Raw genomic sequence first — 13,790 nt, forward strand, 5'->3', positions numbered from 1 at the left:
CATGAGCCGATACCTTGGCTCTTGAAATGCAGAGCCGAAACCAATTCGGCCGGTTTAGGGAATTGGGCCGAACGCGGCAAATATCCGTGCTGGCCTGGGAGGAAACGGACATGAAACCGGACCTGGAAGTAGTCCAGATACGACGCGGTGAGTCCTTCAAGGCGTGGTCGCATGGCTACCCCTTCCACACGGTGCGCTGGCACTTCCATCCCGAATATGAACTGCATCAGGTGATCTTCACCAACGGACGCTATTTCGTCGGCGACTTCATCGGCGAGTTCGAGCCGGGCAATCTGGTGCTGACCGGGCCGAACCTGCCGCACAATTGGGTCAGCGACATCCCCAGGGACAGCTCGATCCCGCTGCGCGGCCGCATCATCCAGTTCTCCGAAAGTTTCATCGGTGATGCCATGCATGTGCTGCCGGAGCTGGCGGGGCTGGGGCACCTGCTCGAGGCGTCGCGGCGCGGCGTGCTGTTTTCCAGCCGCACCAGCAAGGCGCTGGCGCCGCTGATGGAAGAAATGATGCAGGCACAGGGCGTGCGCCGCATCGAACTGTTCATGATGATCGCCGGCCTGCTCAGCCGCGCCCAGGAATTCCAGCTTTTGGCCAGCGCCAGCTACAGGCCCGATCCCTCGGGCTACATGACCGCCGGCATGAACAAGGCGCTCGCCTATATCAGGGAAAACCTGACGCAGCTGTTCGACGAGGCGGATCTGGCTGCCATTGCCGGCCAGTCGACCGGCGCCTTCTCGCGCTCGTTTCGCCGCCACACCGGCATGTCGCTGGTGCAGTATGTCAAGCGGCTGCGCATCAACCTTGCCTGCCAGATCCTGATGAGCGACGAGCAGGCCTCGATCACCGACATTTGCTACGAGGTCGGCTTCAACAACCTGTCCAATTTCAACCGGCAGTTCCTGGCGGAGAAGGGCATGCCGCCCTCCCGCTTCAGGCGCCTGCTGGCCGACAACATCAACGCGGGCAAAGCCGCTTAACGGAGGAGCCAGGGAGGAACCAAGGGAGGATTTTTCTTTTGCATGACGACGTGAGCCGCGTGGAGCGGTTCGCGATGGAGAACGCTTGTCTCGAATTCCTCCGTCGGCGGAGGTTGTCGGCGCGGCTCGAAAGGCCGGCGCCGGGTCCCGGTTCCCAATGCAGTTTGGGCGAGGGCGGATGGGTGTCTTCAGACCAAAGCAGTCAACGACCTTCTTACAACCATATCCAGAAACGGAGAAGACCGAATGACCAAACTTTCATCTTCATTGAAGACCGCTGGCAAGTCCACCGGCGTGGCAGCGCTTGCGCTGTCGCTGCTGGCCGGCACCGCCGCGATCGCCAGGGCCGCCGAAGTCACCGACGCCACCGTCGCCTTCCTGATGCCCGACCAGGCCTCGACCCGCTACGAGCAGCATGATTATCCCGGCTTCGCCGCCGAGATGAAGAAGCTGTGCCCAGGCTGCAAAGTGCTCTACCAGAACGCCGATGCCGACGCCTCGCGCCAACAGCAGCAGTTCAACTCGGTGATCTCGCAGGGCGCCAAGGCGATCGTGCTCGATCCCGTCGACTCGACCGCCGCCGCCTCGCTGGTCAAGCTGGCGCAGAGCCAGGGCATCAAGGTCATCGCCTATGACCGGCCGATCCCGACCGCGCCTGCCGACTTCTATGTCTCGTTCAACAATGAAGGCATCGGCAAGGCCATCGCCGATTCGCTGGTCGAGCACCTGAAGGCGCTGAAGGTCGATCCGGCCAGCGGCGGCGTGCTGCAGATCAACGGCTCGCCGACCGACGCGGCGGCCGGCCTGATCAAGAAGGGCATCCATGCCGGCCTCGACAACAGCGGCTACCAGATCCTGGCCGAATACGACACCCCGGAATGGGCGCCGCCGAAGGCGCAGCAATGGGCCGGTGGCCAGATCACCCGCTTTGGACCAAAAATCCTCGGCGTCGTTGCCGCCAATGACGGCACCGGTGGCGGCGCCATAGCGGCCTTCAAGGCGGCCGGCGTCGATCCGGTGCCGCCGGTGACCGGCAATGACGCGACGATCGCGGCACTTCAGCTGATCATCGCCGGCGACCAGTACAACACCATCTCCAAGCCGAGCGAGATCGTGGCGGCGGCCGCCGCCAACATTGCCATCAAGCTGCTTTCGGGCGAGACGCCGAAGGCCGAGATGACGCTGTACGACACGCCCTCGCAGCTGTTCACGCCGGCGGTGGTGACGCAGGAAAACCTGAAGGCCGAGATCATCGACAAGAAGATCAACACCGCGGCCGAACTCTGCGTCGATCGTTACGCGGAAGGCTGCAAGAAGCTGGGCATCGGGAACTGACCGCGACCGTTGTCCGCTCCGCTGTCTGGCTGCCAGACCATGATCCCGAAAAGTGGGACCCGGTTATCGGGTAAGATCATGGTCCAACAAGAAGCCGGAACCACCCCGAATGTATTGGGGTGGTTCCGGCGGCGGCCAGACAGCGCTCACTGCTTTTGAACCGGTCTTTGAAAGGTGCTCCAGGCATGATCGATATCCCGGACGAACCGGTTCCGGCAGGCGAGCTGGTGCTCAGCCTGCGCGGTGTTTCCAAGAATTTCGGCGCCGTCTCGGCGCTGACCGACATCGATCTCGATGTCCATGCCGGCGAGGTGGTGGCGCTGGTCGGCGACAATGGCGCCGGCAAGTCGACACTGGTCAAGATCCTGGCCGGCGTGCATCAGCCGAGTTCGGGCACCATTAATTATCGCGGCCAACAGGTGACGCTTGCCGACCCGAGTGCGGCGCTGACGCTCGGTATCGCCACCGTGTTCCAGGACCTAGCGCTGTGCGAGAACCTCGACATCGTCGCCAACATCTTCCTCGGCCGTGAACTCAGCCCGCTGCGCCTGGACGAGGTGGCGATGGAAGTGCGCGCCTGGACGCTGCTCAACGAGCTATCGGCACGCATCCCCAGTGTGCGCGAAGTGGTCGCGTCGTTGTCGGGCGGCCAGCGCCAGACAGTGGCGATCGCCCGCTCGCTGCTGCTTGAACCCAAGCTCATCCTGCTCGACGAGCCGACGGCGGCGCTCGGCGTGGCACAGACGGCGGAAGTGCTCAACCTGATCGAGCGCGTGCGCGACCGTGGCCTCGGCGTCGTCATCATCAGCCACAATATGGAAGATGTGCGCGCCGTCGCCGACCGCATCGTCGTGCTGCGGCTTGGCCGCAACAACGGCATCTTCTCGCCCGACGCCTCGAACCAGGAACTGGTCAGCGCCATCACCGGCGCCTCGAACAATTCGGTGTCGCGGCGCGCCGAGCGCCGCCAGGCCAGGCAAGACCAAACCCAGGAGCCACGCCCATGAGCCGCGACGTGCAACAGGCCGCCCCCGTGCCGCCGCAGCTCGACCGCGCCGATGTGCGCGTCAAGCATGAGGCGGGGATCGGCGGCGCCATCCGCAGGTTCTTCGACCGGGTCCGCTCCGGCGATCTCGGCTCGCTGCCGGTGATCGTTGGGCTGGTCATCATCTGGACGGTGTTCGCCAGCATCAACCCGATCTTCCTGTCGAGCAGCAATTTGGTCAATCTGCTGTTCGATTGCTCCACCGTCGGCGTCATCGCGCTCGGCATCGTCTGCGTTTTGATGGTCGGCGAAATCGACCTGTCGGTCGGTTCGATCAGCGGCTTTGCCTCGGCGATGGTCGGTACGCTGTGGGTCAACCAGGGTTGGCCGGTGGCGCTCGCCATTCTTGCCGCTGTCGCCGTCGGCGGCTTCATCGGCGCACTCTATGCGTTGCTGTTCAACCGGCTCGGCATGCCGAGCTTCGTCTCGACGCTGGCTGGCCTGCTGGCAGTGCTTGGCCTGCAGCTCTACATCCTGGGTTCCACCGGCTCGATCAATCTTCCCTACGGCTCGAACCTGGTGAATTTCGGCCAGTTGCTGATGATGCCGAAGTTCGTGTCGTTCGCTCTGGCGGCCGTGCCCGGCATCGTCATGCTGGTCACCGGCCTACGCACCGTTGCGCGCCGCCATGCCGCCAATTTGTCGGCGCCGTCGACGGGCGGGCTTGTCACGCGCGCGGTGGTGATCACGGTCATTCTCGAACTCATCGTCTTCTATCTCAACCAGGCGCGCGGCATTCCGTGGATGTTCGGTCTGTTCGTCGGCCTGGTCATATCAATGCACTACGCGCTGACGCGGACGAAATGGGGCCGCTCGATGTCGGCGGTTGGCGGCAACCGCGAGGCGGCGCGGCGCGCCGGCATCAATGTGCGGCTGATCTATTCCAGTGCCTTCGTGCTGTGCTCGATGCTGGCGGCTTTCGGCGGTGTGCTGTCGGCGGCCCGCCTTGCATCGGCCAGTCAGCAGGCCGGCACCGGCGACGTCAATCTCAACGCCATCGCGGCGGCCGTCATCGGCGGCACCAGCCTGTTCGGAGGCCGCGGCAGCGCCTATTCGGCACTGCTCGGCATCATCGTCATCCAGTCGATCGCCAGCGGCCTGACGCTGCTCGATCTGTCCTCGTCGCTTCGGTACATGATCACCGGCGCCGTGCTTGCCATCGCGGTCATCGTCGACTCGCTGGCACGCCGCTCGCGTGTCTCGCATGGCCGGGCCTGAACCCATCAACAGGAAGCAAGACATGAGCGAAGAACTGTCCGGAAAAGTTGCCGCCGTCACCGGCGCGGCATCAGGCATCGGCCTCGAATGTGCCAGGCACATGCTGGCGGCCGGCGCCACAGTGGTGCTGGTCGACCGTGCCGAGGCGACGCTGAACAAACTGTGCGCCGAGCTCGGTTCGAAGGCGATCCCGTTGGTGATCGACCTGATGCAGCCGGCAAGCGTCGCCACCATGATGCCGCAGATTCTGGAGAAAGCCGGCCAGCTCGACATCTTCCATGCCAATGCCGGCGCCTATGTCGGCGGCGAGGTAGCGACCGGCGATCCCGACGCCTGGGACCGCATGCTCAACCTCAACATCAATGCCTGCTTCCGCTCGATCCAGGCGGTGCTGCCGCACATGATCGAGCGCAAGACGGGTGACATCATCGTCACCAGTTCGATCGCCGGTCTGGTCCCGGTGGTCTGGGAGCCGATCTACACGGCCTCCAAGCACGCCGTGCAGGCCTTCGTCCACACGGTGCGCCGGCAGGTCGCCAAGCATGGCCTGCGCGTCGGCGCGGTAGCGCCGGGCCCGGTGGTGACGGCGCTGGTCGACGACTGGCCGAAGGCCAAGCTAGAGGAAGAACTCGCCGCCGGTGGCCTGATGCAGCCGCGCGAAGTGGCCGAAGCGGTGATGTTCATGCTGACCCGCCCGCGCAACGTGACGATCCGGGATTTGGTGATTTTGCCGCAGAGCAATGATTTGTGAGGGGAATAAGGGAGTAGGGGAGTAGGGGAATTGGACAACACGAAATTCGGGAATCCGATACCTTGTCAGAGCCCTCACTGCTTCACTTCCTACTCCCCTACTCCCCTACTCCCCTAGCCTGAGAGATTGAAACCATGCCGCATTGCTATCTCGGCATCGACGTCGGCACCGGCAGCGCGCGGGCCGGGGTGTTCGATCGGTCCGGAAACCTGCTTGCCTCGGCCAAGCAGGACATCGAGGTCTGGCGTGAGCCCGGCGACATTGTCGAGCAGTCGAGCAATGACATCTGGCGGGCGGTGTGCATTGTCGTCCGCGCGGCCGTCGCGCAGTCTAGCATAGCGCCCGAGGCGATCGCCGGCATCGGGTTCGACGCCACTTGTTCGCTGGTGGTGCTGGGCGAGGGCGGCGCGCCGCTGCCGGTAAGCAAGTCCGGCAATTCGGAACGCAACATCATCGTCTGGATGGATCACCGCGCGGTCGAGCAGACGCGCCGCATCAACCGCAGCGGCGAGGCGGTGCTGAACTATGTCGGCGGCGTCATCTCGCCGGAAATGGAAACGCCGAAACTCCTTTGGCTAGCGGAAAACCTGCCCGACACGTTCAACGCCGCCTGGCAGTTCATGGACCTCGCCGATTTCCTCACCTGGCGCGCGACCGGCAGCCTTGCCCGCTCGGTCTGCACGGTGACTTGCAAATGGACCTATCTGGCGCATGAAAGCCGCTGGGACGAGGCCTATTTCCGCACCATCGGACTAGGGAGCCTGGCCGACGAGGGGTTCGCGCGCATCGGCACGCAGATCGTGCCGGCGGGTGCCGCACTTGGCGGCGGGCTGACCGCGCAGGCGGCTGCGGACCTTGGTCTCGTCGCCGGCACCGCGGTGGCGGCGGGGCTGATCGACGCGCATGCCGGCGGTGTCGGCACGGTCGGCGCGCGCGGCGCGTTCGGCAGCGTTCTGTCGCGCATGGCCTATGTCTTCGGCACCTCAGCCTGCACCATGTCGTCGACCGCCGAGCCGGCCTTCGTCGACGGCGTCTGGGGTCCGTATTTCTCGGCCATGGTGCCGGGCCTGTGGCTGAACGAGGGCGGCCAGTCGGCAGCCGGTGCTGCTATCGACCATCTGGTGCGCATGCATCCCGCGGCGGGCGAGGCGGCGGCCAAGGCGCAAGCCGAGGGGCTCAGCCTCAGCGCCTGGCTGTCGTTGCAGGCGCAAGGCCGCAACGGGGCCGCAGCGACGCCGGCGCTGGTCGGCGGTATCCATGTGGTGCCGGAGTTTCTCGGCAACCGCGCGCCTTTCGCCGACCCGGACGCGCGAGCGCTGATCGCCGGGCTCGATCTAGACACCAGCCTCGACAGCCTGGTCGGGCTCTATGTCGCCGGAGTCTGCGGGCTGGGCTACGGCGCGCGCCAGATCGTGCGGGCCGAGCATGACAAGGGCATTCCCGTCGACACCATCGTCGTCAGCGGCGGCGCCGGCCAAAGCCCGCTGGTGCGCCAGCTGCTTGCCGACACGACCGGCATGGTGGTGGTGGCGTCGACCTCGCCGGAGCCGGTGCTGCTGGGCTCGGCGATGCTCGGCGCCGTCGCCGCCGGAACCTACAAGGATGTCGCGGCGGCCATGGCCGGCATGTCGGAGCTCGGCGAGGTCTATCATCCCGACGCTACGCTGGCCGGCTGGCATGCCAAGCGCTTCACGGCGTTCGAGTTGCTGCAGCAGGCCGGCAAGGCCATCCGAGGCTGAAGCGAGCGGCTCGTGTCGGGCTCTGTCAGGAGCGTGGCGAACACCGCTTGGCGATGATGCCGGAAGCTGGCAGCTTTGTTCTGTCGTGGACCCTCCTGCGGCTTGCGAAGAGGGCAGGGCGACAGGAGCAGGAGGCCCGATGGCAGACGACAAATCGCCAGTGCCATTCGCATCGGACAGTGTGCCGTGGACGGAATGGTCCGATGTGCCGCGCTTCGGCATGCGCTACCGGCATTTGTCGCTGGCCGCGCTTGGCGAAACCTATCATGTCGGCGTGGCGATCGAGGAGTTGCCGGCGGGCAAGCAGACCTCGCCAGCGCACTACCACATTTTCGAGGAGGAGCATGTCTTCATCCTCGAGGGGACGCTCACCGCGCAGGTCGGCGACGCCTCCTATGCCATGAAGGCCGGCGACTACATCTGCTTTCCGGCCGGGGCGGCGGCAGGGCATTGCCTCATCAACACCAGCGACGCACCCTGCCGCTACGTCATCGTCGGCGAGCGCAACCCGAACGACGTTGTCGTCTACACCGCCTCCAACAAGGTGCTGGTGCGCGCGCTGGGCAGCCGTGCGATCTTCGACCTCGCGGCAACTCGAACCTACTGGGACGGTGAGAGCACCGGCCTTGCCGCCGGCGATCCGTTGCCGTCGGATGTGACGGCCGGTGTCACCAAGGCCCCGGCCGCGCCGATCCCGCCTGTTGCCAGCGATGCTGTCGAATGGAAGCTGGAAGGTGAGGGGCCGCGGTTCGGCGGCCGGTCCAGGCATCTGACCTATGCCGCTCTGGGACGGTCCGATTATCACGTCGGCATGCTGATCGAGGCGCCGGCGCCCGGCATGCGTCTGGCGCCCAGGCACTACCACATGCTGGAAGAGGAGCATGCGCTGATCCTGGAAGGGCAGGTGACGCTGCTGCTTGGCGAGGAGCGCCACGAGATGAAAGCGGGCGACTATGTCTGCTTTCCCGCTGGCCTGGCGGTCGGACATTCCTTCCTCAACAGCGGCACGGGACCGTGCCGCTATCTGATGATCGGCGAGAAAAACCCCAACGAGGTCTGCGTCTATCCCGATTCCAACAAGATGGCGGTCGACGCCTTGCGCCGGCGCGACGGCATTTTCGACATGGCAGCGGTGAGGCGGTACTGGGATGGCGAGGAGACGAAATAGCGCCCGGCGGTCCCAGGTTCACAATTCCTTCTCCGCCAATTCCCTGAAGTCGTCGGGCACCGAGCGCGCCGCTTCCAGTGCCACCGTGCCGTAGCCGACCGCCTGTTTGCCGAAGCGTTCGCGGATCTTGTCGATGGCGCGGTCGGCGTCGAAGCGTGCCAGGCCTTTCCTGGTGCCGGGCCGGCGTTTCTCGTCGGCGAGGCCGAGCGGCAGTTCGAGCTGTAGCTCGAAGCTTTCCTCAAGATGCGAGACCGAGATCGCCAGCAGCGAGATCGTTTTGTCATGCGGGTGGTCGGCGAGCACGCCGCGCACCAGGTCGCCGGCGATCTCGGCCAGCATCGTCGTCGCCGAGATCGGCTGGTCGAGCGTGATCGAGCGCGTAACGGCGCTCAGATCAGCAAAGCGCACGCGCACCGTCACCGTGCGGCCGGGCCGTGCCTTGGAGCGCAGCCGGCTGGCGATGCGGTCGGCCAGATGCAGCAGAGTGGGCACGATGACCCGTGCTACGGCAGGCTTCTCTCCGAGCGCCGATTGCGCGCCGGCCGAATGCGCCCGGCGCTTCGTCTCCAGTTTTCGCGGGTCACGGTTCCAGGACAATGCGGCCAGCTTTTCGCCGGCGGCCGGACCGAGCAGCCGCGTCAGCGCGCCGCGATGTGTCCTCGCCAGCTCTCCGATGGTCTCGATGCCGATTTCCGCCAGCCGCGCTTTGGTCGCCGGGCCGACGCCCCACATCAGCCTCACCGGCAGATCGTGCAGGAAGGCGAGTTCGCTACCGGGGTCGACCACCACCAGCCCGTCGGGCTTGGCGACCTGCGAGGCGATCTTGGCCAGGTGCTTGGTGCGCGCCACGCCGATCGAGATCGGCAGGCCGAGTTCGGCGCGCACCCGGCTGCGGATCGTCGTGGCGATCTCCTGTGGGGAGCCGAACAGATGCGTGCAGCCGGCGACATCGGCAAAGGCCTCGTCGATGGAGATGCGCTCGACCACCGGGGTAAAATCGTCGAGCACCTTGATCGCCGCGTCGCCCAGCCGCTGGTAATGGCTGAAATTACCGCCGACGAAGATCAGATGCGGGCAGAGTTCGCGCGCCTTGCGCCCGGGCATGCCGCCGCGCACGCCAAAGGCGCGGGCCTCGTAGGAAGCGGCGAGCACGACGCCGCCGCCCACCGCGATCGGCTTGCCGCGCAGCGACGGATCGAGCAACTGCTCGACCGAGGCGTAGAAAGCGTCGAGATCGGCATGCAGGATGGTGGCTGTCGTTTCCATCGACCGCACATCCGCAGTTGCTGATAGATTGGAACAAATAAAGAACAAAGATGGATCATTGTCAAGGGAAGGGCGAATTGTGCGGCAACAGCCATGCCGGTTCGGCCTGAACGCAACCGCCTAGACAATATGCTCCGCTCGCAGCGCCGCTTTCATCTTTTCCAGCGCCGCTTCGCCGCCTGCCACCAGTTCGTCGGCAATCCTGGCCAGCTTGTCGTCGGCCTTGCGGTGCTTGCTGCCCCAGGCGCCGAGCGTCGCCAGCACCGGCAAGAGGTCGATGCCTGCCTCGGTCAGCCGGTAGACCGTTCTCAAGCCATGCGTCGGGTCGTCGCTTCGGGTGAGGATGCCTTCCTCCTGAAGCGTTTGCAGCCGCTCGGCCAACGTGCGCGAGGAGATGCCTTCGTCGGATTGCAGGAATTCGCGAAAGTGCTTTTTCCCGGCGAAGACCATGTCGCGGATGATGAGCAGCGTCCAGCGGTCGCCGATCAGTTCGAGCGACAGGTTGATCGGGCAGCCGGATTTTTCGCGCGTCGACATCTATGGTTCCATTTTTAAATCACTTTACTATTGATACTGTTCTCGCCCTATGTCAATGGTTCCAAATGTAAACCATTTAACGCTGACCATGCTGCCCCGCAATTTCGCCTGCACGCTTTGAGCCGGACAAGACGAGGAGAACGACGATGAGAAAACTGATCCTTCAGATGCAGATGTCGGTCGACGGCTTTGTCGGCGCCAATGAGGACCATGCCTGGCAGCTCTGGGAATGGGGTGACGAGGGCGCCTGGGACGGTGCGCTGAAGCAGGACTTCAACGCCGTCTTCGCCGGCATCGACACCATCCTGCTCAGCCGCAAGATGGCGCAGGAGGGCTATCTTGCCCATTGGGGTAATGCGGCGAAGAAATTTCCGCGCGATCCCTTCTATGCGTTCGCACAACGCGTCGTCGACGCCCGCAAGGTGGTGCTGAGCGACAAGCTCAAGCAATCGGCCTGGGAGCCGGCTTGGGAGCGCACGAGGGTGGCCAGCGGCGACCTGCCGCGCGAAGTCAATGCGCTGAAGGCGGGCGAGGGCGGCGACATGGCGGTGTTCGGCGGCGCCGGTTTCGCGTCGGCGCTGATTGCGGCCGGGCTGGTCGACGAGTTCCAGCTTTTCATCAACCCGGCGGTGCTGGGTGCGGGCCGCCGGATTTTTGATCAGGGCGGTTTTAGGAACCTGCGGCTGCTCGGCTCGAAGGCCTATGCCTGTGGCATGGTGGTCAGCCGCTATGCGCCGGCGGGGTGAGGGGGACCTCCATCTTCTCCCTGCTCACTTCGCATCGTGAAAAATGATCCCGACCGTGTGGCGCATGCCTGAGCGCAGACGACTGACGCCATGGCGCAGGTTGACCCGGTAGTTGCCTTTGGTGCCCTGCACCGGCCGGTTGTGGACGGCGAAGACAACGGCGTCGCCCTGGCGCAGCGGCACCACTTCGACCCGGCTCTGCATGCGCGGGCGCTGCTCGGTCAGCGCGAACTCGCCGCCGCTGAAATCCCGGCCCGGTTCGGAGAGCAGGATCGCCACCTGCAGCGGAAAGGCGAGGTCGCCATAGAGATCCTGGTGCAGGCAATTGAAGTCGCCGGGCACATATTGCAGCAGCAGCGGCGTCGACCGTGTCTGGCCGGCGGCATGGCACTGATCGAGAAACGCGGCATGCGTCGCGGGATAACGCATGGCCTGCCCCATGCGCTCGTTCCACCGATTGGCGACCTCGGCCAGCCTGGGATAGAGCGCGCTGCGCAGACCGCCCAATAGGTCGGGCAAGGGATAGCGGAAGTAGCGGTACTCGCCCTTGCCGAAGCCGTGCCTGGCCATTTGGATGTGGCTGCGGAAATGCTCTTCGTTGGGATAGAGGCCGGCGATCTGCCAGCATTCTTCGGGCGAGAGCAATTTCTCGATCACCGCGCAGCCGAAGCCGTCGAGTTCGGCAGCAAGGGCGGGCCAGTCGTAATCGGCGATGCGCGTCCCGGCGGCTTCGATCACCGATCTGGCAATTTTGGCATGGGCATTCATATCGTAGCCTCCTTGTCGAGCAGGGCGCGTTTGCGTTCGACACCCCAGCGGTAACCGGCCAGTGAGCCGTCGGCGCGGACGACACGGTGGCAGGGAATGCCCAGCGCGATTGCGTTGGCCGCACAGGCCGTCGCCACAGCGCGGGCGCCGTTCGGCTGGCCGAGACGCCGGGCGAGCGCGGTGTAGGTGATGGTGGCGCCGCACGGGATGCTGCGCAGCACATCCCAAACCTGTTGCTGGAATGGCGTGCCGTGGCGGATGTCGAGCGGGAGGTCGAGGCCGACGCTGGGCGTCTCGATGAAGCGCGCGATTGCCGCGAGATCGTCGCGCAAGGTGGCCTCGTCTTCGACCAGTACCTTGCCCGGGAAGCGATGGCCAAGGTCCTGCTCCAGCGCCTCTGCATCCGAGCCGATCAGGATGGCGCAGACGCCGATATCGCTGCGGGCCGCCAGGATGTTGCCGATCGAGGATTGCCCGATGGCGTAGACGATGGTGTCGAGGGTGGCATGGATGGTTGCCGGTGCGGCCATTTGAGTTTGCATGAGGTTCATTGCCTTTACTCCTTTGTCTGAACCCTACAGAGACGGCTTCTCGCACTCACTCCGGTGCTTGCTTTCAAATTCGAATCTCCAAGGTAGGTGCTCTACGGCGCCCCTCTCTGTCCTGCCGGACATCTCCCCCTCAAGTGGGGAGATTGGCAGCTTCAGCGCCTCGCTCATTCTTGCAACATTGGAGGCTGGCGAATGCCGCAATGACAGCCGATCTCCCCACTTGAGGGGGAGATGTCCGGCAGGACAGAGGGGGGCGCCGTAGAGCGCGGATGGGTGCTCATTCGACACGTGTGACAAACATCTCGCCAAGCACGAACACCTCTCCGGTCAACAGCCGCAGCTCGATCTCGCCGGTCGCGGTGCGGCTCCACTCGGCTTTGCCGCCATCGACAAGCTCGCCGATGGCGGCCATCACCCGTGATTTCGCGTCTTGGATGCGGCGGCTGGCGGCAGCTTGGGTCTGGCTGTTCGCATCGGGAGAGCTTGCCATCGCGCGCATCGCGAGTCCTCGTCAGGCCCGCGAAGACCGGTATGTGGGTGTCCTCACCACGCGCGATCCGACGGCCGCCTCACGGTCGAGCAGCGCGCGCTTGCGCTCCGCGCCCCAGGCGTAGCCGGACAGGGCGCCGTCTTTGTGGATCACACGATGGCAAGGAATGGCGACAGCGAGATTGTTGGCGGCGCAGGCGGCGGCGATGGCGCGGGCCGCCTTTGGCGTGCCGATGCGCTCTGCAATCTCGGCATAGGAGACAGTCTGGCCGACCGGGATGTCCTGCAAGGCCTGCCAGACGCGCTGCTGGAAGGCGGTGCCGCGCACGTCGAGCGGCAAATCGAGACCGAGCGCCGGAACCTCGACGAAACCGACGACGCGGGCGACCAGCGCCTCGTAGTCGCGGTCGCCGCCGATCAGCCGCGCCCTGGGGAAACGGTCCTGCAGGTCACGCACCAGCGCGTCAGGATCGTCGCCGAGCAGGATCGAGGCGACGCCCTTTTGGCTCGAGGCGACCAGGATGGCGCCGAGCGAGGTCTCGCCGACGGCAAAGCGGATCTCTTCATCGGCGCCGCCGGCGCGATAGCGCGTCGGGGTCATGCCGAGCATGCCAGTGGATTTCTCATAAAAACGTCCGCTCGAATTGAAACCGGCATCGTAGATCGCCGTCGTCACGCTGGCGCCGTCTTCCAGGCCCTGACGAACCCTGGCGGCGCGGTGCGCGGCGGCATAGTCCTTCGGCGTCAGCCCGGTGACGGCCTTGAAGATGCGGTGGAAATAACCGGCGCTACGACCGGCGGCATCCGCCAACTCTCCAAGCGACGGTTCTTCCTCGCTCTGCTCGATCCTGCGGCAGGCATCGGTGACCATCCCGGCATTACCGGCCTCGAGCGACGGGCCATCCGGGTTGCAGCGCCGGCACGGGCGAAAGCCGGTTGCCCTGGCCTGATGGAGCGTGCCGTGCAGTTGCACATTTTTCGGATTGGCGCGCCGAGACGGGCAGGAAGGCCGGCAATAGACGCCCGTCGTCGCCACCGAATACCAGAATGCGCCGTCGGCCGACTTGTCGCGCGCAACGACACGCGCCCAGCGCGGATCGTCGGCGATTTGCGGCGGCGCGGATTTCAGATTTTTCGCCAGCGTGATGAACATGGCCGCATTGAAGCCGCAGGAAGGCCGGT

At 65.1% G+C, this 13,790-nt stretch carries 14 protein-coding genes; 8 read left to right on the forward strand and 6 right to left on the reverse strand.

Going from position 1 to position 13,790, the window contains the following annotated elements; all coding sequences use genetic code 11:
* The first annotated feature begins 110 nt into the window (after positions 1–110).
* From NKH52_RS18960 to NKH52_RS18990, 7 genes are all read left to right on the forward strand, one after another.
* Complete coding sequence (locus NKH52_RS18960; RefSeq protein ID WP_352732309.1) at positions 111–995, forward strand: helix-turn-helix domain-containing protein; 885 nt, start codon at positions 111–113, stop codon at positions 993–995.
* Positions 996–1,241: 246 nt separating this feature from the next.
* Positions 1,242–2,330: an ABC transporter substrate-binding protein gene (locus NKH52_RS18965; RefSeq protein WP_352732306.1), complete on the forward strand. Its 1,089-nt coding sequence runs from the start codon at positions 1,242–1,244 to the stop codon at positions 2,328–2,330.
* A 185-nt stretch (positions 2,331–2,515) separates the two neighbouring features.
* Positions 2,516–3,337, forward strand: a complete 822-nt coding sequence (locus tag NKH52_RS18970; protein WP_352732303.1) for an ATP-binding cassette domain-containing protein — start codon at positions 2,516–2,518, stop codon at positions 3,335–3,337.
* On the forward strand, positions 3,334–4,593 hold the full coding sequence (locus NKH52_RS18975; protein WP_352732301.1) for a sugar ABC transporter permease: 1,260 nt from the start codon (positions 3,334–3,336) through the stop codon (positions 4,591–4,593). Before NKH52_RS18970 ends, NKH52_RS18975 begins: the two co-directional genes overlap by 4 nt.
* Before the next feature lie 22 nt (positions 4,594–4,615).
* Positions 4,616–5,344: an SDR family oxidoreductase gene (locus NKH52_RS18980; protein ID WP_031214035.1), complete on the forward strand. Its 729-nt coding sequence runs from the start codon at positions 4,616–4,618 to the stop codon at positions 5,342–5,344.
* A gap of 134 nt (positions 5,345–5,478) precedes the next feature.
* Positions 5,479–7,083 (forward strand): FGGY-family carbohydrate kinase, encoded by a 1,605-nt coding sequence (locus NKH52_RS18985; RefSeq protein WP_352732298.1) that lies wholly within the window; start codon positions 5,479–5,481, stop codon positions 7,081–7,083.
* Positions 7,084–7,222: 139 nt separating this feature from the next.
* Positions 7,223–8,251, forward strand: coding sequence for a cupin domain-containing protein (locus NKH52_RS18990; protein ID WP_352732295.1), 1,029 nt, complete (start codon positions 7,223–7,225; stop codon positions 8,249–8,251).
* 18 nt (positions 8,252–8,269) lie between these two features.
* Here the strand turns inward: NKH52_RS18990 and dinB are convergent, their stop codons facing one another.
* Positions 8,270–9,517 (reverse strand): DNA polymerase IV, encoded by a 1,248-nt coding sequence (gene dinB, locus NKH52_RS18995; RefSeq protein ID WP_352732293.1) that lies wholly within the window; start codon positions 9,515–9,517, stop codon positions 8,270–8,272.
* Positions 9,518–9,637: 120 nt separating this feature from the next.
* On the reverse strand, positions 9,638–10,054 hold the full coding sequence (locus NKH52_RS19000; protein WP_352732290.1) for a winged helix-turn-helix transcriptional regulator: 417 nt from the start codon (positions 10,052–10,054) through the stop codon (positions 9,638–9,640).
* 146 nt (positions 10,055–10,200) lie between these two features.
* Between NKH52_RS19000 and NKH52_RS19005 the strand changes: the two genes are divergently transcribed.
* Positions 10,201–10,800, forward strand: coding sequence for a dihydrofolate reductase family protein (locus tag NKH52_RS19005; protein WP_352732287.1), 600 nt, complete (start codon positions 10,201–10,203; stop codon positions 10,798–10,800).
* A gap of 24 nt (positions 10,801–10,824) precedes the next feature.
* Here NKH52_RS19005 and NKH52_RS19010 read toward each other — a convergent pair whose 3' ends face one another.
* From NKH52_RS19010 to ada, 4 genes are all read right to left on the reverse strand, one after another.
* Positions 10,825–11,568 carry a 2OG-Fe(II) oxygenase gene (locus NKH52_RS19010; protein WP_352732285.1) on the reverse strand — a complete coding sequence of 248 codons (744 nt, stop codon included), beginning with the start codon at positions 11,566–11,568 and terminating at the stop codon, positions 10,825–10,827.
* Positions 11,565–12,119 (reverse strand): methylated-DNA--[protein]-cysteine S-methyltransferase, encoded by a 555-nt coding sequence (locus tag NKH52_RS19015; RefSeq protein ID WP_352732284.1) that lies wholly within the window; start codon positions 12,117–12,119, stop codon positions 11,565–11,567. The genes NKH52_RS19010 and NKH52_RS19015 overlap by 4 nt, the downstream gene beginning before the upstream one ends.
* Positions 12,120–12,396: 277 nt before the next feature.
* Positions 12,397–12,618, reverse strand: coding sequence for a hypothetical protein (locus NKH52_RS19020; protein ID WP_352732281.1), 222 nt, complete (start codon positions 12,616–12,618; stop codon positions 12,397–12,399).
* 12 nt (positions 12,619–12,630) lie between these two features.
* Positions 12,631–13,761: a bifunctional DNA-binding transcriptional regulator/O6-methylguanine-DNA methyltransferase Ada gene (gene ada, locus NKH52_RS19025; protein WP_352732430.1), complete on the reverse strand. Its 1,131-nt coding sequence runs from the start codon at positions 13,759–13,761 to the stop codon at positions 12,631–12,633.
* Between the last annotated feature and the right edge of the window lie 29 nt (positions 13,762–13,790).

Source organism: Mesorhizobium sp. M1066 (genome assembly GCF_040318635.1).
Taxonomy (GTDB): Bacteria; Pseudomonadota; Alphaproteobacteria; order Rhizobiales; family Rhizobiaceae; genus Mesorhizobium.

Coding starts and splice junctions, on each gene's coding strand:
- NKH52_RS18960 (WP_352732309.1), top strand. CDS start 111: ATGAAACCGGACCTGGAAGTAGTCCAGATACGACGCGGTGAGTCCTTC.
- NKH52_RS18965 (WP_352732306.1), top strand. CDS start 1,242: ATGACCAAACTTTCATCTTCATTGAAGACCGCTGGCAAGTCCACCGGC.
- NKH52_RS18970 (WP_352732303.1), top strand. CDS start 2,516: ATGATCGATATCCCGGACGAACCGGTTCCGGCAGGCGAGCTGGTGCTC.
- NKH52_RS18975 (WP_352732301.1), top strand. CDS start 3,334: ATGAGCCGCGACGTGCAACAGGCCGCCCCCGTGCCGCCGCAGCTCGAC.
- NKH52_RS18980 (WP_031214035.1), top strand. CDS start 4,616: ATGAGCGAAGAACTGTCCGGAAAAGTTGCCGCCGTCACCGGCGCGGCA.
- NKH52_RS18985 (WP_352732298.1), top strand. CDS start 5,479: ATGCCGCATTGCTATCTCGGCATCGACGTCGGCACCGGCAGCGCGCGG.
- NKH52_RS18990 (WP_352732295.1), top strand. CDS start 7,223: ATGGCAGACGACAAATCGCCAGTGCCATTCGCATCGGACAGTGTGCCG.
- dinB (WP_352732293.1), bottom strand. CDS start 9,517: ATGGAAACGACAGCCACCATCCTGCATGCCGATCTCGACGCTTTCTAC.
- NKH52_RS19000 (WP_352732290.1), bottom strand. CDS start 10,054: ATGTCGACGCGCGAAAAATCCGGCTGCCCGATCAACCTGTCGCTCGAA.
- NKH52_RS19005 (WP_352732287.1), top strand. CDS start 10,201: ATGAGAAAACTGATCCTTCAGATGCAGATGTCGGTCGACGGCTTTGTC.
- NKH52_RS19010 (WP_352732285.1), bottom strand. CDS start 11,568: ATGAATGCCCATGCCAAAATTGCCAGATCGGTGATCGAAGCCGCCGGG.
- NKH52_RS19015 (WP_352732284.1), bottom strand. CDS start 12,119: ATGAACCTCATGCAAACTCAAATGGCCGCACCGGCAACCATCCATGCC.
- NKH52_RS19020 (WP_352732281.1), bottom strand. CDS start 12,618: ATGCGCGCGATGGCAAGCTCTCCCGATGCGAACAGCCAGACCCAAGCT.
- ada (WP_352732430.1), bottom strand. CDS start 13,761: ATGTTCATCACGCTGGCGAAAAATCTGAAATCCGCGCCGCCGCAAATC.